Source organism: Burkholderia sp. Tr-862 (genome assembly GCF_011753085.1).
In the GTDB taxonomy this organism is placed as follows: Bacteria; Pseudomonadota; Gammaproteobacteria; order Burkholderiales; family Burkholderiaceae; genus Burkholderia; species Burkholderia ambifaria.
The window spans coordinates 1-20,217 of record NZ_VWWG01000078.1; the positions used below are offsets into that span (position 1 = coordinate 1).

The 20,217-nt window shown below is 67.4% G+C and carries 18 protein-coding genes; 8 read left to right on the forward strand and 10 right to left on the reverse strand.

Going from position 1 to position 20,217, the window contains the following annotated elements:
- The 5 genes from sctD to F3J14_RS20570 all read right to left on the reverse strand — a co-directional run.
- A partial coding sequence (gene sctD / locus F3J14_RS20550) for a type III secretion system inner membrane ring subunit SctD (protein WP_166724588.1) occupies positions 1-1,252 on the reverse strand: 1,252 nt, incomplete at its 3' end.
- Complete coding sequence (gene sctC / locus F3J14_RS20555) at positions 1,233-3,275, reverse strand: type III secretion system outer membrane ring subunit SctC (protein WP_166724589.1); 2,043 nt, start codon at positions 3,273-3,275, stop codon at positions 1,233-1,235. The genes sctC and sctD, both read right to left, overlap by 20 nt.
- A complete protein-coding gene (gene sctS, locus F3J14_RS20560) occupies positions 3,275-3,553 on the reverse strand; it encodes a type III secretion system export apparatus subunit SctS (RefSeq protein ID WP_006396581.1) in 279 nt (92 codons plus the stop codon). Before sctS ends, sctC begins: the two co-directional genes overlap by 1 nt.
- Complete coding sequence (gene sctV, locus F3J14_RS20565; RefSeq protein ID WP_166724590.1) at positions 3,550-5,754, reverse strand: type III secretion system export apparatus subunit SctV; 2,205 nt, start codon at positions 5,752-5,754, stop codon at positions 3,550-3,552. The genes sctS and sctV overlap by 4 nt, the downstream gene beginning before the upstream one ends.
- A 238-nt stretch (positions 5,755-5,992) precedes the next feature.
- Complete coding sequence (locus F3J14_RS20570) at positions 5,993-6,826, reverse strand: autoinducer binding domain-containing protein (RefSeq protein WP_166724591.1); 834 nt, start codon at positions 6,824-6,826, stop codon at positions 5,993-5,995.
- A gap of 280 nt (positions 6,827-7,106) precedes the next feature.
- Between F3J14_RS20570 and F3J14_RS20575 the strand changes: the two genes are divergently transcribed.
- Positions 7,107-8,012 carry a LuxR family transcriptional regulator gene (locus tag F3J14_RS20575; protein WP_166724592.1) on the forward strand — a complete coding sequence of 302 codons (906 nt, stop codon included), beginning with the start codon at positions 7,107-7,109 and terminating at the stop codon, positions 8,010-8,012.
- A 71-nt stretch (positions 8,013-8,083) separates the two neighbouring features.
- Here F3J14_RS20575 and F3J14_RS20580 read toward each other — a convergent pair whose 3' ends face one another.
- Together F3J14_RS20580 and F3J14_RS20585 are read right to left on the reverse strand one after the other, a co-directional pair.
- Complete coding sequence (locus F3J14_RS20580) at positions 8,084-9,730, reverse strand: NRAMP family divalent metal transporter (RefSeq protein WP_166724593.1); 1,647 nt, start codon at positions 9,728-9,730, stop codon at positions 8,084-8,086.
- Positions 9,731-9,832: 102 nt separating this feature from the next.
- Positions 9,833-9,970 (reverse strand): hypothetical protein, encoded by a 138-nt coding sequence (locus F3J14_RS20585; RefSeq protein WP_006751726.1) that lies wholly within the window; start codon positions 9,968-9,970, stop codon positions 9,833-9,835.
- Between the two features lie 1,063 nt (positions 9,971-11,033).
- Between F3J14_RS20585 and F3J14_RS20590 the strand changes: the two genes are divergently transcribed.
- Both F3J14_RS20590 and F3J14_RS20595 read left to right on the forward strand, forming a co-directional pair.
- Positions 11,034-11,294 carry a hypothetical protein gene (locus F3J14_RS20590; RefSeq protein ID WP_166724594.1) on the forward strand — a complete coding sequence of 87 codons (261 nt, stop codon included), beginning with the start codon at positions 11,034-11,036 and terminating at the stop codon, positions 11,292-11,294.
- Between the two features lie 106 nt (positions 11,295-11,400).
- Positions 11,401-12,885: a carbohydrate porin gene (locus tag F3J14_RS20595; RefSeq protein WP_166724595.1), complete on the forward strand. Its 1,485-nt coding sequence runs from the start codon at positions 11,401-11,403 to the stop codon at positions 12,883-12,885.
- A gap of 92 nt (positions 12,886-12,977) precedes the next feature.
- Here F3J14_RS20595 and treA read toward each other — a convergent pair whose 3' ends face one another.
- On the reverse strand, positions 12,978-14,702 hold the full coding sequence (gene treA, locus F3J14_RS20600) for an alpha,alpha-trehalase TreA (RefSeq protein ID WP_166724596.1): 1,725 nt from the start codon (positions 14,700-14,702) through the stop codon (positions 12,978-12,980).
- Between the two features lie 319 nt (positions 14,703-15,021).
- Here treA and F3J14_RS20605 point away from each other — a divergent pair, with 319 nt between their 5' ends.
- Both F3J14_RS20605 and F3J14_RS20610 read left to right on the forward strand, forming a co-directional pair.
- The gene (locus tag F3J14_RS20605; RefSeq protein ID WP_006751722.1) at positions 15,022-16,410 is read left to right on the forward strand and encodes an MFS transporter; all 1,389 of its coding nucleotides are present in this window, start codon (positions 15,022-15,024) and stop codon (positions 16,408-16,410) included.
- Between the two features lie 341 nt (positions 16,411-16,751).
- Complete coding sequence (locus tag F3J14_RS20610) at positions 16,752-17,963, forward strand: crosslink repair DNA glycosylase YcaQ family protein (protein ID WP_166724597.1); 1,212 nt, start codon at positions 16,752-16,754, stop codon at positions 17,961-17,963.
- Between the two features lie 92 nt (positions 17,964-18,055).
- Here the strand turns inward: F3J14_RS20610 and F3J14_RS20615 are convergent, their stop codons facing one another.
- Both F3J14_RS20615 and F3J14_RS20620 read right to left on the reverse strand, forming a co-directional pair.
- A complete protein-coding gene (locus tag F3J14_RS20615; protein WP_166724598.1) occupies positions 18,056-18,274 on the reverse strand; it encodes a DUF1653 domain-containing protein in 219 nt (72 codons plus the stop codon).
- A gap of 56 nt (positions 18,275-18,330) precedes the next feature.
- Entirely contained in the window at positions 18,331-18,774 is a 444-nt protein-coding gene (locus F3J14_RS20620; RefSeq protein WP_166724599.1) for a GNAT family N-acetyltransferase, read from the reverse strand.
- Positions 18,775-18,926: 152 nt separating this feature from the next.
- On the opposite strand from F3J14_RS20620, the gene F3J14_RS20625 reads away from it, so the two are divergent.
- The 3 genes from F3J14_RS20625 to F3J14_RS20635 all read left to right on the forward strand — a co-directional run bounded on the left by F3J14_RS20625 (position 18,927) and on the right by F3J14_RS20635 (position 20,193).
- Positions 18,927-19,187 carry a type II toxin-antitoxin system prevent-host-death family antitoxin gene (locus tag F3J14_RS20625; RefSeq protein WP_012366507.1) on the forward strand — a complete coding sequence of 87 codons (261 nt, stop codon included), beginning with the start codon at positions 18,927-18,929 and terminating at the stop codon, positions 19,185-19,187.
- A complete protein-coding gene (locus F3J14_RS20630) occupies positions 19,184-19,450 on the forward strand; it encodes a Txe/YoeB family addiction module toxin (protein ID WP_012366508.1) in 267 nt (88 codons plus the stop codon). Before F3J14_RS20625 ends, F3J14_RS20630 begins: the two co-directional genes overlap by 4 nt.
- Positions 19,451-19,569: 119 nt before the next feature.
- A complete protein-coding gene (locus F3J14_RS20635) occupies positions 19,570-20,193 on the forward strand; it encodes an HAD hydrolase-like protein (protein WP_166724600.1) in 624 nt (207 codons plus the stop codon).
- Positions 20,194-20,217 lie beyond the last annotated feature (24 nt).

A 20,217-nucleotide genomic window follows, 5' to 3' on the forward strand; every position in this document is an offset into this window, starting at 1 on the left:
CTCTTGCCCTGCACGACGCTCTTCCGGGCGGGCGCGTCGCCGTCTCCTGCCCGGGCGCGCTCGCGGACGAACCGCCGAGCGGCATCGTGATGCGCTGGCCGTTGCGTTCGAACACGACTTCGTCCGGGCCGATCGACACGACCGTCGACCCTTCCTTCAGCCGCGCGCCTTCGAAGTAGCGGCTGCCGTCGACGGTCTCGATATAACGCTGGTCGCCGTCGCCCGCGAACACGGTCGTGATCTCCGGAATCCCCGCGACACCGCCGAGCGTCGTCGCGGTGCGCGGCGCGGCGGCATCGGCGTCGCGCACGTGGTCGACCACCTCGAGCGCCGGGCGCGCGTCCTTCATGTAGTTGCGGATGCGCGGCTCGATCTGCGCGCGCTCGGCCGCGCCCGTCAATTCGATCCGGCCGCGGCCGAGATAGGTGACCGTCAGCGCCGTGTCGCTGAAATACGTCTGCGCGGTCGCGACGAGATCGCTCACGACGTAGATGTTGCCGAGCGCCGCGTTGTCGACGCCTGCGACGATCTGCGCGACGCGCTCCCGTGCGGCCGGATCGCTCACGTAGCCCGACACGATCACGCCGTCGTCGCGCGGCGCGACGGCGAGTTCCGGATACGCATGCAGCTGCTGCTGCAGCCGATGCGTGCGCGCGAGCACCGATTCGTGCTGCCACGGCAGGCGCCCCGACCACGCGACGAAGCCATAGCCGAGCGCGCCGAGCAGCACGCCGATCCACAGCGCGACGAGCGCGATCACGAGCCGCCGGCTGCCGAGACGGCGCAGGCCGCCTGTGAGCCAGCCGAGCCACGCGGCCTCGCGCGCGGCGTCCGGCGCGTCGGCCTCGTCGGGCACCGCGACGCTCGCCTGCGCATGACGCGCGATGCCGAGCTTGATGGAACCGACCGTCACGACGTCCTGCGGCGTCATCGAGCGGCGGCCCGCGCCGAGCGGCTCATCGTTGAACAGCACCGGCGCGCCGCCTTCGCCGCCGTGGTTCTGCACGGTCACCGCGAGCGCGCCGACCTGCAGGCACACCTGTTTCGCACCGATCTCGCGATCGGGCAGGATCACTTCGCAATCGGCCGCGGTGCCGACCCAGTTCGCGCCGCGCGCGAGCGACATCGTGCGGCCGTACATCGGCCCGCTGAGAAAGCACAGGTTCCACGGCGACGCGAGTGCGGCCGCCCCGCCCGCCGCGCCGCCGGGCAGTGGGCCGTCGCCGTGCGGCTCAATGATGGTCGTCGACATGGGTGGACGCTCCTGCGGTCGTCGCCACGGGCCGCGACGCCGAATCCGACGACGGCGGCGGCAGCGCGGGCGGGCCGAACTTCGTGCCGGGCAGCGGCGCGGGCGTCAGCGGCACCGCGATGTCGTTGTCCGGCGGGCGATACATCGACGCGCCGTTCGGATCGGCCGGCCCGCCCGCGCCCGGGTTCACGGGCGCGCCGTCCGGCGCGTACATCGACGCGGTCGTCACCACGCGCGGCGTCAGCAAGTAGAACCGCTCCATGTGATTGCCCGACTTGTCGGTGTACTTGAACAGGTTGCCGATCAGCGGAATGTCCGACAGCCACGGCACGCCGCTCTTGTTCAGCCGCACCTCGTCGTCGTTGAAGCCCGCGATCAGCAGGCTCTTGCCTTCGTCGATCATCGTCTTGGTGACGATGTTGCGCTGCTGGATTACCGGCACGTTCGACACCGCCTGCCCCGGCACGATGTTGCCGTCCTGGATGTCGATCGACATCATCACGCTCTGCGGATTACCCGACACGGCCGCCGCATTGCGGATCGCCTCGTCGACGATCATCGGCGTTACCTTGATGCTGGTGCCGGTCGTCACGCTGTACAGCGACGAATCCTGGTAGCCCTGCACCTGCACGTAGAACTGCGTGAGGTTCTCGAGAATGGCCTCGGTGTTGTCGAGCGCGAGCACCTTCGGCTTCGAACGCAGCTGCGCCTGCCCTTTCTGGGCGAGCGCATTCACGCGCGTGAGCAGGTAGTTGCGCAGCGAGCCGCCGATCGATGCGGTGAGCGCGATGCCGGTCGGCAAGAAGGTGCCGGTCTGCCCGGTTTCGGAGGTGCCGATGCCGAACGTGAGCGGCGGATTGCCGGCGCCGTTGTACTGCGTGTTGCCGTTCAGCGGGTTCTGGCCGTTGCCGATCTGCACGTCGCCATGCGTCGTGTGCAGGCGCCAGTCGATACCGAGGCTGTCGAGCGAATCCTCGTTGATGTCGATGATCGTCACGTTGATCTCGACGATGCGCGGCCGCTCGTCGAGCTGGTTGATCAGCGACTGGTAGCGATACATGTTCTCGGGCAGGTCGCGCACGATCACCGCGTTGATCGCCGGATCGGCGACGATCTGCGGCAGCGTGTCGCCGCCGCCGGCGTTCGAGAACGGCGAGAAGCCGCCGGCCGCGCTGTCGGCGCCGCCATAGCTGCCCTGGCGCGAGCCGCCGGAAATGTCCGGAAAGTCGAGCCGCGGCACCGCGATCGTCAGCCCCGAGCCGAGCTTCACCTGGCGTGCGGCCTGCCCGAGCGGCGTGCTCGACGGCGGCTCGTTCGTGCCGCCGCCTTTGCCGAACAGCCGGCGCAGGATCGTCGCGACGCCCGGCACCGTCACTTCCTTGCCCGAGCGGTTGATCGTGAAATCGGACGCCCAGCCGTACCTGAGCCGGAACGCGCGGATGTCCGCATGCGCGCCGTTCGCCGACGGATCGCCGACCGAGCCGACCGCCTGGCGCACGAGTTCGACATAGCGGCGCGGGCCCGCCACGTAGACGCTGTTCGCGCGGTCGTTGATCACGAGTGTGTAGCGCTTGTCGGGAATCTGCATCGCCTGCAGCGAGCGGCCGATCTCGCCGGCCGCGTTCGGCGGGATCGGAATCATCTGCGTCTGCGACTGGTCGGCCGGATCGACGTACAGGAACGAGCCGTCGTAGTACCACGTGAGCCCGTAGGTCGAGCAGATCGTATCGAGCGTCTGCTGCGGCGTGCCCGAGAAGCGGCCGCTGATCACGCCGTCCACCTTCGGATCGACCACGGCCGTCACGCCCTGCGACGACGCGAGCTCGCGAATGAAGTCGCCGATCTTCTTGCCGTTCGCGACGATCGTGAACGGCTTGTTGCGCCAGCGCAGGTCGGCCGCGCGCGCCGGCTGCGCGATCGTCACGCACAGCGACGCCGTGAGCAGCGCGGTCGCGCACATGGCGAGCGCAACCCGTTGCAGGCGGCGCGGTTGAAACCGGATCGGGGCGACGCGTTGACGCATCAAAACACTCCTGTGGAAGAAACAAACATGCGTTCCAGCGCCTGCTGCGCGAAGCGCAGCACCTCGCTGCCGAGCCAGCCCGACAGCAGCACGAGCGCGACCATCACGGCGATCAGCCGCACCGCGATGCCGATGTTGGCGTCCTGCACCTGCGTGACCGCCTGCAGGATCGCGACGACGAGACCAGTCACAGTCGCGATCAGCACGATCGGCAGCGACAGCAGCAGCACCAGCATCAGCGCCTGCCGCGTCAGGTCGAGGATCGTCGAGCTCGTCATTGCACGACTCCGGGCGCGCGCACGCCGGCGCCCGCGCCGAGCGTGCCGTCGTCGGGCGGGTTCTTCACCCAGCCGACCGTATGGAGCTGCACGTCCTCCTCGACCTCCTGGTACGACAGCACCGCGAGCTCGGGCAGCACCGGCTGCAAGATCGTCTTCACGTAGCGGCGCGCGCCGAGCGCGACCATCACCGCGAGCCGCGGCGCACCTTGTGGGTTGCCGTGGCCGCCGGCGCCGGTCGCCTGCGCGGCCTGCACGATCGCGCGCACCTGCTCGCCGATGTCCTGCTTGATCGCACTCGACAGCGCGAGGAAATTGCCCTGCTTCGTCCGCATCACCGCGTTCTCGATCCGCTCCTGCAGGTTCTGCTCGAACAGCACGACGCGCAGCTGGCGCGCCGCGCCCGCATGGCGATCGGTGATCATCCGGCGCAGGTCGACGCGCACCAGCTCGACCAGCGCGATCACGTCGTCCGGCTCGTTCGGCGCCCACGTGATCAGGCTCTCGAAGATCACGCGCAGGTTGCGGATCGGCACCTGTTCGGCGAGCAGCCGGCGCAGCACCTCGGTCACGCGCTGCAGCGGCACGAGCCGCGTCAGTTCGCCGACCAGTTCGGGGTGCTCGCGGCGCACCAGATGCACGAGCGCCTGCGTCTCCTGGATGCCGAGCAGCTCGTCCGCGTGCTGGCGCACGATCTGCTCGACGTGCGCGGCGAGCGCGCCTTCGCTCGTCAGCCACTTGCCGTCCGGCGCCGCGCCGTCGGGCTTGATCCACAGCGCGGTCGCGAACGGGCCGAATGCCTCGGCCGGCTGGCGTTCCGCGCGCTCCGGCAGCGGCGCGACGCCGTCCCACAGCAGCCAGCCCGGCTTCAGCGCGCCATGTGCGGCGAGCACGTCCTGCAGATAGATCCGGTAAGTGCCGGCCGCCGCGCCCTCGTCGTCGTTCAGCGTGATGCGCGGAAACACCGTGCCGATATCCGCGTCGACGCGCGCCTTCGCGCTCGACAGCGCGGTCTGCAGTTGCGCGAGATTCAGCGTCGTGCGCAGGTCGTCCGACAGCGACACAGCGATCAGCGACGTGACGCCCGCCGCATGCGACACCTTCGCGGGCTGGCCGTCGTCGGTCGCGCCGATGCGTCCGGCGATATGAATCAGGTTGAAGCTCGGCGCGGTCGTCTTGCGCTTCAACTGCGTGACGGCGAACGCGCCGAGGCCGAGCGCGATCAGTGCGAACGACCATTTCGGGAACCCGGGGACGACGAGAAAGCCGGCGAGCACGAGCGCCGCGATCAGCAGCGCACGCGGATGCGCGCCGAGCTGCTCGCCCAGCTGCTCGCCGAGCTGGCGCTGCCGCGTGTCGCGCGTCGCGACGCGCGTCGTCACGATGCCGGCCGCGATCGACACCAGCAGCGACGGAATCTGCGACGCCATCCCGTCGCCGACCGTCAGGATCGCGTAGCGCTGCAGCGCCTCGCCGATATCCATGCCGTGCATCAGCGTGCCGACCGCAATCCCCGCGACGATGTTGATGAACGCGATCACGAGGCCGGCGATCGCGTCGCCCTTCACGAACTTCATCGCGCCGTCCATCGCGCCGTGCATCTGCGATTCCTGCTCGAGCTTCTCGCGGCGCTCGCGCGCTTCGTCGGCGCTGATGATGCCCGCGCGCAGGTCGGCGTCGATGCTCATTTGCTTGCCCGGCATCGCGTCGAGCGAGAAGCGCGCGCCGACTTCGGCGACCCGTTCGGAGCCCTTTGCAATCACGATGAACTGCACGACGGCGATCACGAGGAACACCACGCCGCCCACCACGACGTTGTTGCCGACCACGAGCCGCCCGAACGCGTCGATCACGTGGCCGGCGTTCGCGTGCAGCAGGATCAGCTTGCACGACGCGATGTTCAGCGCGAGCCGGAACAGCGTGGTGAACAGCAGCAGCGCGGGAAACGACGAAAAGCTGACCGCCGACGGCACGTAGGTCGACACCGTCAGCAACACGACGCTCGCCGCGAGGTTCAGCGAGATCATCCCGTCGAGCGCGGCCTGCGGCAGCGGCAGGATGAACAGCGCGACCACCGACACGATGAACCCGGCGAGAAACAGGTCGGCGCGCGGCGACGCCCCGAGGCGCCGCCCGGACACGCTGCGGCCGGCGGAAAAGATCCGCTGCCAGTCGCGAGGGAGCGCCTTCGGTTCTGCCATCGTGCCGTCGTCCTGTCGTTGTCGCCGGCGGGCGCGGGCCATCATGCCCCGCGTCGCTCGGACCGTTGAATGGGACGAGTGTAGCGACGGGAAACCGCGTGAAAAGGGATGCGCCTCGTAGCGTCGCGGCGGTTTTCCGGCGGCGATCGGATCGGACTACGAAACCCGGCGGCGCGTGCGCGTGCCCATCGCCGGAACCGCTTCCATCGCGCGGCGGGCGCCGCGCGGGCGGAAAGGGTCAGGACTCCAGGCGGCGTGCGGCGAGGTACGCGAGCTGCGCGCGGTTCTGGACGTTGAAGAGTTTTTCGAGCGAACGGATATGGTGACCGACCTTGTGCAGCGACGTGCGCAAGGCGCTAGCGATCTCCTGGTCGGACAGCCCGTGTACGAGGCGCTCGAGCACCTGCTGCTGCTCGTCGCCGAGCGCGAAGCCGCGCATGCGCGCGATGCGCGCCTCGAGAAACGGCAGCGCGATGCGATGCACGGCGAGACTCACCGACAGCGCGCCGCCGATCACGCGATCGTCGATCCACTCGGTGCCGTGGGCTTCCGACGTCACGTTCACCGCGACGCGCAGGTCGAGCCGCGGCGCCGACAGGCTGAAGATCACGCCGCTGTTCATTGCATGCGCACGCAAATGGCCGGCCAGCGCGAGCACCTTGCGATCGCCGCTGCCCTGCGCGGCCGACTCGATCTCGTCGAGCCGCCACGCGACCGGAAAGCCGCTCTGCCGCACCTGCGCGAAACGCGGGTCGCTCTCGTAGAGCATGCCGTCGATATACGGCTGCATGAACGTCGCGGGCGCAAGGTCGCGCAGCAGATGCGCGCACAGAATGCGCCGCCCGATCATCTCGTATGCGCCGTAACCGAGCGTGCTGAAACCGATTTGCCGCAATCGCGCATGGCATTGGGCGAAATCGACGAGACTCAGGTCGGACTTACCGGGCGCGATTTGAATGCCGGTAAAAACGTCACGCTCGAATGCATGAATTTCTTTCGAATAAGCGGCAGCGGCCGCGATATCGGCTTGCGAAAACCACTCGACGCGTGGCGCGTCGTCAGCATATGTCATGAGCAGCCCACCCTTTCCCAATATGTGAACTTGCCCCGTCACCACCTGGTCTTTTCTTTATGATTTTCTGGTCATCTCTATACCGGTGCGGATATGAACCTTTCGCCCGCATTAGTATTACGGCATATTACGCGCACACAGGCATTTTTGTACAATGCCCCCGCGTTTCGTCTGGATGACGATCGGCGCATATCATAAAGATGCTCGATCGCACCGTCGCGAGCGCCGTGCACGACACGGCTGCCGCCACGCGATGCGCGTCGATTCCGAGGGATGGCTCATGTCCGATATTGCATTGCAAGAAGAAGCGGTCGCCACAACGTTGTCCCGTTCGCCCCGGCGGACGGTCGCCTGCGCCGACGCGTCGAGAGAGCGCCCGGTGCAGGTCGTCTGGTGCGATGACTTGAAGCGCGGCGACATCACGCAGCCGCATGCGCCGAAGCTCGGCGTCGCCGATACGCTCGCGAACGCGCAGAGCACGGCGGAACGCAACCGGATCGTCGCAAGCCTGCTGCACCTGACGGGCTTCTCGACGTTCGCGTACTTCGCGCTCGAATTCTCGCGCGAGCGCGTCGAAAGTCTCTACCTGCACGAGGCGTTCACGCCGAACACCTACCGTGGCGACTACGTGCGGCACAATCATCACGACATCGATCCGCGCACGCTCGACGCGCGGGTATGCAACATGCCGATCGTGTGGGACCTGCAGCAGCTGCGCCGCGAACACCGCGAGCGCGACGACGGCCCGTGCGTGACGCCGGCCGCGCTCGACGGTTTCCTGCAGACGATGCAGGAGGACGGGATGTGCAGCGGCATCATGTATTCGATGGCCGTGCCCGGTACGCGGCTGCACGCGTTCATGAGCTTCACCGCACCGCGCCGCACGCGCGAGTGGATCACGCCGGCGACGATCGAGCAGGCGCTGTCGATCGGGCTGTCGGTGCACAAGTTCGCGTCGCCGCAACTGATCGCGACGTCGCGCGAGCGCGCGGTCAACGGGCTCACGCCGTTCGAGCAGGAACTGCTGCTGGGCATCGCGGAAGGCGCATCCGACAAGGAGATCGGCCGGCGCCTCGACACCAGCGCGCACAACGTCGACTATCACCTGCGCAAGCTGCGCAAGCGCTTCGGCGTCGCGAACCGGATCCAGCTCACGTACCTCACATCGAAACTCGAGCTGATCTGACTTGCGTATACGCACATGCCGGCCTCGCGGGCCGGCATGTGCGGGACTCATCGCGGAGATGACGCGCGCCGTTACTTCATCAGCGTCATCTGCACGACCTTGACGATCACGAGACCGACCGCGACCACCAGATAGCCGCGCAGCACGGCCATCCAGACACGCGTCGCGACCGTCATCTTCTGCGGCTCGAGCGAGTCGAGCGGCGGCATGCGCCACGTGTCGCGCGCCGCACGATCGATGCCCGGCTCGACGACGCGCTTGTTGCGGCGAATCAGCACCGTCGCGAGATAACCGGCGATCGCGAGCACCGTGCCGCCGACCAGCACGTCGACGATCGCTTCGCCGCTGATGTCCGGATACATCACCGACGCGGTCAGGATGATCGACAGCAGCACGAGCACCCAGATCACCGCGCCCGTAAACACGTTGAGCTTCGTCGAGTTGACCCACGGGCCGAGCACCTGGCGATCGTTGCAGAGCACGAGCAGGAACACCGTCGCGCTCGGCAGCAGCACGCCCGCGAGCGTCTGCACCGCTTCGGTCAGCAGGCCGAGCGGGCTGCCCGGGATCAGCACGAGCGCGGCAGCGGCCGCGACGATCCCGAAGTAGACGAGATAGAAGCCCTTCGCGTCGGACACGCCGCGATGCAGCGAATGGCGGATCTTGAACACGTCGCCGATCGCATACGCGGTCGACAGCGACACCGCCGCCGCGCCGATGATGCACGCGTCGAGCAGCGCGACCGCGAACAGCGTCGCGCCCGTGCGGCCCGCATACTTCTCGAGGCCCGCGATCACGCCGCCCGCGTCAGTGAAGTTGCCTGCTTCCGGATGACCGCCGAACAGCGCGGCGCTGAAGCCGATCATCGCGACCGCGCCGATCAGCACGAACGCGATGCCGATCCACAGGTCGACCTTCTCGTACTTCATGAAGCGCGGCGTAATGCGCTTGTCGATCACGTAGCTCTGCTGGAAGAACAGCTGCCACGGCGCGACCGTCGTGCCGACGATGCCGATCACGAGCAGCATCACGTCGGACAGCTTCGCGTGCGCGGGCCAGTTCGGCACGAAGAAGTCGCGCGACATCTGCGACACCGGCGGATGGATCGACACGAGCACCGGCACGAGCAGCAGGCTCAGCACGCACAGCACGATCGCGAACCGCTCGAAGCGCCGGAAGTCGCCGGTACTCACCGCGGCCATCGTCAGCGCGGCCGCCACGCACACGCCCGCAACCTTCGGGAGCCCGAAGAAAGCCAGCACGAACGTGATGCCGATGAACTCGGTGACGATCGTCAGCGCATTGAGCAGGAACAGGTCGATCACACTGAACGCACCCCAGAACCGGCCGAAGCGCTCGAAGATCAGGCGCGCATGACCGACGCCCGTGACCGCGCCGAGGCGCAGCACCATTTCCTGGTTCACGTACAGCACCGGCACCAGCAGCAGCAGCGTCCACAGCAGCGTCGTGCCGTAGTTCTGGCCCGCCTGCGTGTAGGTGCCGAATGCGCCCGCGTCGTTGTCGCCGACCATCACGATCAGGCCGGGGCCGATGATCGCGAGCAGCGTGCGCAGCCGTGCCCACCACGTGCCGCGTGCGGCGGTGTCGTGATGCGAGATCGTGCCGAGGGCACCGCGGATGTCGCCCAGGTGGGCTTCATCGAGCACGGCGCTGCGCTCGACGGCGATCGGTGGAGAGACGTTGGATGGCGTGGACATGATGAATTCCGTACGGCTGGTTTTTTATCCGGTCAAGCGTGTGGCCTTGGCATACGCGCGCGGAACCGGCCCGCGTGCGCATGCCGAGACGCGCTCGGCGTGTCAGTGGATCAACGACTTGAGGCGGTTCAACAAGCGGGAGAACACCCGCGGACGGGCGTCGAACGTCAGCATCGCGTCGTAGTGCGAACGCGATTGCGTGACTTGCGGGAGATTCGACAGCAGAAGGCCGAAGTTCATGGTCTGGCTCCTGGCGGCGACGGCATGCGTGCCGGCCGCGTGGTGGGCGCGGGGCCAGTCCGGGCCTGAACGACGTGTCAGGCTAGTCGGCCGGCATGTCCCTGCGACCCGGGTTCAAAAGGGTCTGTTGACGCAACGGGCATAAGGGACAACTGTCACTGTCGTTCATGGTGGCTCCTGTGCGGTGTTCCGGAAAACACGGTTGACCGCCGTCCGGCGCGCTGACCGCCGTTCGGCTGCATGCGAAACGCATACGCGAACGCGGCCGCGCACCAGGCGGCGGCGAAACCGGATCGCGCATGCGCAAAGGCATCACGCTAACCGGCGCGAATCAGGGTGCACGTAGGGAGTTACTGCGGAATACTGCTGCGCGCACCGTTTGCCTGGGGGACAAACGGCGGCTTCGATGAGGCGCGGACGTCGGTCGCTCAGGCGGAAACTTCGTTCGAAGATCGACTACTGCAGGCGTCCAAGGCGGCGGCCCCAAGAGTGAAGATGGCGGATTCTATGGACCGGCCGAAACGGAAGTCAACCCTCTGGAACGCCCTTCGGGGAATATTTTTTCCGGCACCGGGACGCTGAAAGATTTGCGCCCGGAATGACGCGCCGCAACCTTTCAACGCGCGGGACGGTGCGGTCCGCCGATGCGTGCGAGCAACAGTCCCGGCAAGCGGCCGGCGGGAGGCTGTACCGCGTGTCGGCCGGGGCGAACCGCCGCTGCAACACTGTCGCGATGCGCGCAAAGACGACGTTTTTTGCTTGCACCGCAGCAAAACTCGCGACTACAATCCGCCCCGAATCGTCAAGGGAGTCCCTTCGTGGACACATGCTCAAGTTGTAGTTCGATGCCGGCACAGGCCGGCCAAGCCATCGCGAGATAGCAGCCGGACGCATGTCCTTCGCCGCTAGCTCGCTTCGTCGGGTTAGCGCGCTTCCTCCCGGACCGGCCTCGCCGGTTCGTCCGTCGCACGCTCCGTTACGTTCCAACCGCCGATCGCAGGCCGCGTCATGCCTACGCTCGATCACGTCGTCCGGTATGCTCCGGACCGGACGGAGGTACGCCATGTTCTTTCAATCGCTCGCGGCCACACTCAAGCGGCTCCTGCACGTCACGTGCGATCGCTCGTCGGTTTCCCCGCTCGCCCACGCGCTCGGCAACTGGCGCGGCAGCGCGCTCGCGCATAGGCCGGCGGCACCGCGCCCGCTCGACTGCCTGCTGGTCGGCGCGATGGCGGCCGCCGTCGCCCTCGTCGCGCTGCTCTGCACGGCCGCGTCGCACCTCGGCTTCACACAGGCTTGGCGTATCGGCGGCTGGCTGCCGTAAGCGGCAGCGCGGCGCGGCCCTGTGCCCATGCGCCGGCTGCCCCCATGCGATCGCCTCATGCCGCCACTTCGCCAGCCTGACCAAGTATTCAAATAACGGAGCACACATGAAGAATCGTTTCGAACCCGCTCGCAAGCGCCGACTCGATGCGCTCGCGGCGCTTATGCTGTCGCTGGCCGCCGCATCCGCATTCGCGCAATCGGCGTCGCCTGCCGCTGCCGAACCGGCGGCCGGGGCCAGCGACACCGCCGCCGCCCCCGCCCAGGCCGCCGATGCCGCCGCGCCCGCCCCCACCGGCTTCTGGGAGCGCTCGAACCTGCTCGGCAACATGGGCGGCCTGCGCGACGTGCTCGGCGACCACGGCGTCACGCTGAGCCTGCAGGAAACCAGCGAATACCTGTACAACGCCGCGGGCGGCACGAATCGCGGCGGCGCGTACCAGGGCGTCACGCAATTCGGCTTCAACGTCGATACCGAGAAGGCGATCGGGCTGCCGGGCGGCACGTTCAACGTGTCGGGGCTGCAGATCCACGGCACCAACCTCACGCAGCGCTACCTGCAGACGCTGCAGACCGCGACCGGCATCGAGGCGAATTCGACCACGCGGCTGTGGGAGCTCTGGTACCAGCAGGCGTTTCTCGACGGCAAGGCCGACGTGAAGGTCGGCCAGCAGAGCGTCGACCAGGAGTTCATGGTGAGCCAGTACGCGGCGACGTTCATGAACGCGACGTTCGGCTGGCCCGTTCTGCCGGCGACCGACCTGCCGGCCGGCGGCCCCGCGTATCCGCTGTCGTCGCTCGGCGTGCGGCTGCGCGTGAAACCGGCCGACGCGTGGACCGCGATGGTCGGCGTGTTCGACGGCAACCCGGCCGGCCGCAGCGACGGCGACGCCCAATCGCTGAACGCGCACGGCACCAACTTCAACCTGCGCAGCGGCGCGTTCGTGATCGGCGAACTCCAGTACGCGCTGAACGCGCCGCCCGCCGATCCGAAGGCGCCGCCACCAGCCGGCCTGCCCGGCACGTACAAGCTCGGCTTCTGGTATCAGTCGCAGCACGCGAACGATCCGCGCTTCGGCACCGACGGGCTGTCGCTCGCGAATCCCGACAGCAACGGGATCGCCGCCACGCATCGCGGCAACTACGGCTTCTATGCGGTCGCGGATCAGATGGTGTGGCGGCCGTCGGCCGACAGCCCGCGCTCGGTCGGCGTGTTCGCGCGCGTGATGGGCTCGCCGGGCGATCGCAACGTCGTCGATTTCGCCGCGAATGCCGGCATCACGCTGAAGGCGCCGTTCGCCGGACGCGACAACGATACGGCCGGCATCGCGGTCGGCTACACGAAGATCGGCTCGCACGCGCGTGCGCTCGACGGCGACACGGGCGCCTACACGACGCCCGGCTATCCGGTGCGTCGCGCGGAAACGGTGATCGAGGCGACCTACCAGTACCAGGTCACGCCGTGGTGGCAGTTGCAGGCCGACCTGCAGCACTTCTTCCGGCCGGGCGGCGGCATCCCGAACCCGAACGCGGCCGGCGCGCGCATCGGTGACGAAACGGTGGTCGGCGTGCGCACGACGATCACGTTCTGACGCACCGCGCAGGCGACACGGGCCGGACTGCCGCTTGCGCGGCGCTCCGGCCCGTGTGCATTCAAGTGACGGCGCGCGACACACGCGCCCCATCACTCGCCATACAGCCCGAGCAGTTTCAGCGTGACGCCGTTGGTCCAGCCGAAGCCGTCCTGCAGCGGATATTCGCCGCCACCGCCGCCGCCCGCGCCGGCCCCTTCGACCACATACTTCTCGACGAGCTTGCCTTCCGTCGCATACACATGCTTCACGTCGGTCAGGAAGCGCGTGCCGATGTCCTTCGCGAGCGCCGGGTCGCCGTAACGGCGCAGCCCGTCGATCGCGATCCACTGCAGCGGCGCCCAGCCGTTCGGCGCATCCCACTGCTGGCCCGTGTTCTCGGTCGTCGTCGCGAGGCCGCCCGGCTGCAGCAGCGTCTTGCGCACCTCGCGCGCGGTCGCCTTCGCGCGCTCGGGCCACGCGACACTCGTGAACAGCGGATACAGCGCGGCGGCCGTCACGCCGTCGCGCGGCTTGCGCAACTGCCAGTCGTAGTCGCCGTAATAGCCGTGACGATTCCACAGATAGTGGTTGATCGCGGCCGCGCGGCGGCCCGCCCGTCCGGAAAAGTCCGCGACGCACGCGATGTCGTGCGTGACCGCGCAGCCCTTCACGATCGTCGTCTCGAGATGGAACATCAGGCTGTTCAGGTCGACCGGCACGATCGACGTCGTGCGGATCGTCGCGAGCGTCTTGCCGTCGCCGAACCAGCGCGAGCTGTAGTCCCAGCCGCTTTCGGCGCCCGCGCGCAGGTCGCGGTACACCTCGTTCGCGGGGCGATCCGGCACGGCCTTCGCGGTCGTCACGTCCTCGAGATACGACTCGTCGCGCGGCGTGTCGCTCGCGTCCCAGTAGCGGTTCAGCACCGCGCCGTCCGGCATCGCGACCACGTGGCGCACGGCCTGCCCGCGCGGCGTCGTGGTTTCGCCCTGCATCCAGTACGCATGCTCCTTGCGCAGCGCCGGCAGGTATTTCTGGTAGACCTTGTCGCCTTCGGCCTGCGCGGCGAGCGTGACCATGTACGCGAAGAACGGCGGCTGCGAGCGGCTCGCGTAGTACGTGCGGTTGCCGTTCGGGATGTGGCCGATCGTGTCGATCAGATGCGCGAAGTTGTCGAGCATGTCGTCGACGAGATCCTCGCGCCCCGACACCTGCAGCCCGAGCATCGTGAAATAGGTGTCCCAGTAGTAGCCTTCGCGGAAGCGGCCGCCCGGCACCACGTACGGCTTCGGCATCGGGATCAGCGAGCTGTACGGCGGCACCGTCGTGCTGGTGCGCGTGAGCTGCGGCCACAGCCAGTCGATGTGCTGGCGCAGCGTCTGGTTCGCGGGCGGTGTGACGCCGCCTGCCGGCGGCGGCGTGAAGTGCTGGTCGACGAACGCCTTCAGCGAGAAGCCCGGCTGCGACTTCTGTTGCTGATACAACTGCACGATCGTCGCGGGATCGGTATCGGGCGTCGCATCGACGAAGGTCTTCTGGTCGGGATAGAGCTGCGCGGTCTGCACCGCGACGAACAGGTCGCCGTAGAGCTGGCTCGGCGGCGGCAGCAGCGTGCCGCCGGAGGCCGGATTCGCGGGCGCCGCCGAGGCAGGCACGGCCGACTGGCCAGCCGCCTGCGCGGCCGCGTGGTTCGCGCTGTCGGCTTGCGCCGCGCACCCGGCGACGGCGAGGTACGCGACGGCCAGGACGGCGGCCCAGCGCATGCGCGGCGCGGGAGCGAATGAGTGCGAGTGCGAGGCAGGATGCGATGCGATCGATGCGGCACGACGTGACGTCATGACGTGTCCCCTCCTTTCGATGGTGAGTGGATCGGCAGGGGTCTCGTTCGCGCGTGCGCTCGTCTCGATGGCCGTCGATCGATGCGCGTCGTTGTATGTCGCAGATGAGTTCCGACTGTCGCACGAAACGCGCATCGCACGCAAGTTTGGCGGCCGGGCCCGCGCACGCGCGTCATGGGTGATGTCATGCGCCGCAGTCGTCTCTTTTGCCGGACACGGTAACAGGAACGACTGTTGCAACATGCGAAACAGGCGTTGCCTCACGTGACGCAACGACCACATTGTGGGCATAATGGCGTCTTTACCGCGCGCCCTGCTCATGTCGCCCGTCTTTCTAGCACCGCTCATCGTTGCCTGTGCGTTGTTCATGGAAAGCGTCGACGCGAACATCATCGTCACCGCGCTGCCCGCGATGGCGAGGGACTTCGGACACAATCCCGTCACACTGAACATTGCGATCACGGCCTATGTGGTCGGCCTCGGCGTCTTCATCCCGATCTGCGGATGGCTCGCCGACCGCTTCAGCGCGCGTTCCGTATTCCGCACCGCGATCGGCATCTTCGTCGTCGGCTCGCTGATGTGCGCGGCCTCCAACTCCCTCGGCGTGCTCACGTTCGCGCGCTTCGTGCAGGGCGTCGGCGGCGCGATGATGGTGCCGGTCGGCCGGATCATCATCTTCCGCGCGGTGCCGCGCTCCGATCTCGTGCGCGCGATGAACTACCTCGCGATTCCCGCGCTGTTCGGGCCCACGGTCGGGCCGCTCGTCGGCGGCTTCATCACGACCTACCTGCACTGGCGGATGATCTTCTTCATCAACGTGCCGATCGGCATCTACGGGATCTACCTCGCGAGCAAGCACATCGCGAACACGCACGAGCCCGACCCGGGCCCGCTCGACTGGTTCGGCTTCCTGCTGTCGGCGAGCGGCGCCGCACTTCTGCTGATGGGCCTCACGCTGATCGACGGCTCGCTCACGTCGCGCGGCAACGCGCTCATGATGTGCGCGGCCGGCGCGGTGATGCTCGCGCTCTACGTGCCGTATGCGCGCCGCAAGGAGCGGCCGGTGCTCGACCTCAGTTTCCTGAAGATTCCGACCTACCACGCAAGCGTGGTCGGCGGGTCGCTGTTCCGCATCGGCCTCGGCGCGGTGCCATTCCTGCTGCCGCTCGCGCTGCAGGAAGGCCTCGGCATGAGCGCGTTCCACTCCGGGCTGATCACCTGCGCATCCGCGCTCGGCGGCGCGGTGAGCCGCTCGACGGCCACCCACACGCTGCGCCGCTTCGGCTTTCGCACGGTGCTGATCTACAACGCCGCGTTCGCAGGGCTCGCGATCGCCGCATACGGCGTGTTCCATCCGGGCATGGCCACCTGGGCGATCTGGATGATCGTGCTGGTCGGCGGCATCTTCCCCGCGCTGCAGTTCACGAGCCTGAATTCGATGATCTACGCGGATATCTCGCAGGCCGACGCGGGCCGCGCGACGAGCCTCGGCAGCGTCGTACAGCAGATGTCGCTCGGGCTCGGCGTGACGGTCGCCGGCCTCGTGCTGCACGTGTCGCACTGGCTGCAGGGCCATCAGACGATGGTGTGGTCGGATTTCTGGCCCGCGTTCGTCGTGGTCGGGCTGTGTTCGTTCGCGTCGATTCCGATCACGCGGCGGCTGCCGCCCGGCGCCGGCGACGAAGTCGCGCGCGGCAAGCGGCAATGAACGGGCAAGGCTGAGGGGAACGGGCAGGCGGCTGAAAAAACCGCAACACAAAAAAAATCAGCGGACATCCACACGGGGCCGGTGCACAGCCGCATGGATGTCCGCTCAGGGCTCCGGGTCTCTCGTTGGGGGTTGAGAATCCCGGATCTACTTCCTGCGTGCCATGGACATATGTGCGTCGGAAGCGGAATCGTTGCGCGCACAATGCGTCGCGCCATGTCCGCACTATAAGGAAAGTCGCGCCGCGTATCTGTCAAGCATTGTCAGACGCTGCGCGCCGCACATGTGCGCCGCTTTCGCGCTAAAGTGGTGCCCGACCGTCACCCTCAGCCGCCGCTCCGATGCTTACGCTCTCGCCTGCCGCCGCCCGCGCGCTGCATCTCGCCGCGCAGGGCCTGCTGACCCCGCCCCGCCGCAAGGCCACCAAGGCCGACGTGCTCGACACGATCCGCCGGATGGCGCAGTTACAGATCGATACCATTCACGTCGTCGCGCGCAGCCCGTATCTCGTGCTGTTCAGCCGTCTCGGCGACTTTGCCCCGCAGTGGCTCGACGAACATCTCGCCGAGGCGCGCCTGTTCGAATACTGGTCGCACGAAGCGTGCTTCCTGCCGATCGAGCAATTCGGGCTGATGCGCTACAAGATGCTCGATCCGTCGGGGATGGGCTGGAAATACGCGGCCGAATGGCACGAACAGAACCGCGCCGACATCGAACGGCTGCTCGCGCGGATTCGCGACGAAGGCCCGGTGCGGTCGGCGGATTTCATCCGCGAAGACGGTGTGAAGGGCAACGGATGGTGGGACCGCAAGCCGGAGAAGAAACATCTGGAAGTGCTGTTCACGACCGGCGACCTGATGGTGTCCGAACGCCGCAATTTCCAGCGTATCTACGACGTGCGCGAGCGCGTGCTGCCCGGCTGGGACGATGCGCGCGACCTGCCGCCGCGGGACGCGGTGCTGCCCGCGCTGCTCGACTACACGTGCCGCGCGCTCGGCGTCGTGCGCGCGGACTGGGTGGCCGATTACTACCGGCTGCCGCGCCGTTCGTACCGTGCGGAGCTCGAGCACCTCGCTGGCGCGGGCGAGCTGCTTCCGGTGGAGATCGCCGGCTGGAAGGAGCCCGCCTACGTGCATCGCTCGCTCGAAGCGCTGCTGCCGGCCGCCGCGGCCGACACGCTGCGCTCGACGGTCACGACGCTGCTGTCGCCGTTCGATCCGGTGGTGTGGGACCGCCGGCGTGCGTCGACGCTGTTCGGGTTCGACTACACGATCGAGTGCTATACGCCGGCGCACAAGCGGCGTTATGGCTATTTCTGCCTGCCGGTGCTGCATCGCGGCCGGCTGATCGGGCGCATCGACGCGAAAGCGCATCGCGTGCTCGGCACGTTCGAGTTGAAGGCGGTACATGTCGAGCCGGGCGTGCGGTTCGGCACGGGACTCGCGGCCGACGTCGCGAAGGCCGTGAAGCGGCTCGCGGCGTGGCATGGCACGCCGGACGTGACGGTCGCGCACGCGCCGCCCGAATTGACTAAGGCGCTGGCCGGCACATGAGGCCGGCGGCTTCACGCCGAGCGTCGAGCGGCGGCGATGCGCGTGGCGCTTGCGTGTGTACGGCGACGCACCCGTTGCCTGCCGCCTACCGCTCAGTCGCGCAGCTTGCGAAAACGCGGGGAGCCGTCCGGCAGGTTCTCATTGAACATCGCTTCCGGGCGGACCCACAGGCCGCGCGCATGCGGCCACAGATGCTCGTACACGACCACCGATTCCTCGGTTTCGGAATGACGGGCGACGCCGATGTAGCGATACAGCCCGCCCTTGTAGTGACGATGCGTGGCGAGTTGTTCGGCTTCCTGTTCGGTCATGATCTGCTTTCCTTCGGCAAAAAACGAAAGCGCGTATTGTATGCGCTCGCCGCGCGTCAGCGTTTCGCGTAGATGTCGGGGCGGCGGATCTCCATCAGCCGCTCGGGATTCGCGGACGGCCCGAACCCGACCGGCCGGTACAACTCATGCGCGTCGGTCGTCACGAGCATGATGCGGCGCAGGCTTTGCACCATCGGCTGCGCGAACACGTGATCGATCAGCGCGCGGCCGTAGCCGTTGCCGCGGTCGGCCGGCAGCACGAATACGTCGCAGAGGTACGCAAACGTCGCGTGATCGGTCACGAGCCGCGCAAACCCGACGAGCCGGTCGCCGACATACGCACCGAAACACAGCGAGCCGTCGATCGCACGCTCGACGACGTCGCGCGGAATGCCCTGCGACCAGTACGCGTCGCGATGCAGGAAATCGAAGATCGCGTCGAGGTCGAGTTCGCGCTTGTCGGTGGAAAATCTCAGCGTGGCGGTTGGGGCTGCGGGCACGTCGGCTCTCCGGTCGGGTTGGGCGGAGCAGCAACGATAGCGCGGCGCGGGGTGGGCGACAAGCGAGGCTGAACTCGACATGTACAACACTCCGTACAATAAACTCACCCGTGCTATACTTGTACAGTTTAAAGTACAAGTGGAGTGCAATCATGCGCACGATTCACTTTTCGGATGCCCGCGGCAATCTGAAGACGGTCATCGACCAGGTCGTCGACGACGCGGACGTGACGCTCATCACACGTCGCGACGCGCCGAACGCCGTCATCATGTCGCAGGAATACTACGACAGCCTGATGGAGACGGTTCACCTGCTCCGCTCGCCGGCCAACGTCGCCCACCTCGAACGCTCGATTGCGCAATTGCGCAAGGGCAAGGCGAAAGAGCACAAGCTGGCGGAGGACGATGAATGAGCGTACGCCGCGTGCTCTTCACTTCCGACGCGTGGGACGACTACGTTTATTGGCAAGGGCAAGATCGCAAGACGCTCAAGCGCATCAACCAGCTCATTCGCGAAGCCCAACGGACGCCGTTCGAAGGCATCGGCAAACCCGAACCGCTGAAGGCCAATCTGTCCGGTTTCTGGTCACGCCGCATCGACGATACGAACCGTCTCGTCTACGAAGCGGACGATCTTCAGATCAGCATCGTGTCCTGCCGCTATCACTACGCGTAGCGTCAGTCGCTCCACCTTCCTGCTGCCGATCACCCGCATCATGCGCAACCCATCCTGCAGCCAACGAGGCTCGATTCAGTGATATCGTCGGCGGCTCGATGAACCTGCCGCATCACTTCATGCCCTATCGACTCATCGCGTTCGACTTCGACGGCACCCTCGCCGATTCGCTCGACTGCTTTCTCGCGGCGCTGACGGAGGCGTCGCGCATGCACGGCTTTCGCGACGCGACGCCCGAGTTGCGCCCCGCGCTGCGCGGCATGTCGGCGCGCGAGATCATCCGCGCGCTCGAGGTGCCGATGTGGAAAGTGCCGAGCGTGACGATCGACATGCGCCGGCTGATGCGGCCGCGCATCGCGCACGTGAAGCTGTTCCCCGGCGTCGACACGACCTTCGACGCACTCGCCGCGCGCGGCATCCGCATCGCGATCGCCACGTCGAACACCGAGGACATCGTACGCGACCGGCTCGGCCCGCACGCGAGCCGATGCGTCGACACGTTCGCATGCGGCATTCCGCTGTTCGGCAAGGCGCGCCGGCTGCGTGCGCTCGTGCGCGAAGCAGGCATGCAGCCCGACGACGTGCTGTATGTCGGCGATGAAATCCGCGATGCCGAAGCGGCGCGCCGTGCGCGCATCGCATTCCAGGGCGTCGCATGGGGTTACACGGCCCCCGACGCATTGCAGGCGCATTGCGCGACACCATTGCTGCCGCGTCTCGACGCACTGCTCGATCGCGTTTGACGGTGGCGTGCGCATCGCGCGCTT

Bases quoted from the DNA above. Each gene is read 5' to 3' on its own strand.
- F3J14_RS20610 (WP_166724597.1), top strand. From the start codon at position 16,752: ATGCTTACGCTCTCGCCTGCCGCCGCCCGCGCGCTGCATCTCGCCGCG.
- F3J14_RS20630 (WP_012366508.1), top strand. From the start codon at position 19,184: ATGAGCGTACGCCGCGTGCTCTTCACTTCCGACGCGTGGGACGACTAC.
- sctV (WP_166724590.1), bottom strand. From the start codon at position 5,754: ATGGCAGAACCGAAGGCGCTCCCTCGCGACTGGCAGCGGATCTTTTCC.
- F3J14_RS20570 (WP_166724591.1), bottom strand. From the start codon at position 6,826: ATGACATATGCTGACGACGCGCCACGCGTCGAGTGGTTTTCGCAAGCC.
- F3J14_RS20635 (WP_166724600.1), top strand. From the start codon at position 19,570: ATGCCCTATCGACTCATCGCGTTCGACTTCGACGGCACCCTCGCCGAT.
- treA (WP_166724596.1), bottom strand. From the start codon at position 14,702: ATGACGTCACGTCGTGCCGCATCGATCGCATCGCATCCTGCCTCGCAC.
- F3J14_RS20625 (WP_012366507.1), top strand. From the start codon at position 18,927: ATGCGCACGATTCACTTTTCGGATGCCCGCGGCAATCTGAAGACGGTC.
- F3J14_RS20575 (WP_166724592.1), top strand. From the start codon at position 7,107: ATGTCCGATATTGCATTGCAAGAAGAAGCGGTCGCCACAACGTTGTCC.
- F3J14_RS20605 (WP_006751722.1), top strand. From the start codon at position 15,022: ATGTCGCCCGTCTTTCTAGCACCGCTCATCGTTGCCTGTGCGTTGTTC.
- sctS (WP_006396581.1), bottom strand. From the start codon at position 3,553: ATGACGAGCTCGACGATCCTCGACCTGACGCGGCAGGCGCTGATGCTG.
- F3J14_RS20590 (WP_166724594.1), top strand. From the start codon at position 11,034: ATGTTCTTTCAATCGCTCGCGGCCACACTCAAGCGGCTCCTGCACGTC.
- F3J14_RS20580 (WP_166724593.1), bottom strand. From the start codon at position 9,730: ATGTCCACGCCATCCAACGTCTCTCCACCGATCGCCGTCGAGCGCAGC.
- F3J14_RS20595 (WP_166724595.1), top strand. From the start codon at position 11,401: ATGAAGAATCGTTTCGAACCCGCTCGCAAGCGCCGACTCGATGCGCTC.
- sctC (WP_166724589.1), bottom strand. From the start codon at position 3,275: ATGCGTCAACGCGTCGCCCCGATCCGGTTTCAACCGCGCCGCCTGCAA.
- F3J14_RS20585 (WP_006751726.1), bottom strand. From the start codon at position 9,970: ATGAACTTCGGCCTTCTGCTGTCGAATCTCCCGCAAGTCACGCAATCG.
- F3J14_RS20615 (WP_166724598.1), bottom strand. From the start codon at position 18,274: ATGACCGAACAGGAAGCCGAACAACTCGCCACGCATCGTCACTACAAG.